At 51.4% G+C, this 255-nt stretch carries 1 rRNA gene; it reads right to left on the bottom strand.

Annotated features, from left to right (window positions below):
• Positions 1-255: ribosomal RNA gene (locus NE547_RS18725) — 23S ribosomal RNA — on the bottom strand; the annotation flags it as partial.

Raw genomic sequence — 255 nt, 5'->3', positions numbered from 1 at the left:
CGCTACCCACAAGTCATCGCCGGTCATTGCAACGAACGTGCGTTCGGTCCTCCATGGGGTTTTACCCCCACTTCAACCTGCTCATGGGTAGGTCACCCGGTTTCGGGTCTATTGCCACTGACTTTATACGCGCTATTAACACTCGGTTTCCCTTCGCCTCCGGTACTGAATACCTTAAGCTCGCCAGTAACAATAACTCGCCGGACCATTCTACAAAAGGTACCTCATCAACCATTAACGGTCTTTGAGTGCTTG

This window comes from Flavonifractor sp. DFI.6.63 (assembly GCF_024462255.1).
Taxonomy (GTDB): domain Bacteria; phylum Bacillota; class Clostridia; order Oscillospirales; family Oscillospiraceae; genus Lawsonibacter_A; species Lawsonibacter_A hominis.
The sequence above is the reverse complement of the archived record's forward strand: the minus strand, read 5'-3'. Positions and strand labels throughout refer to the sequence as shown.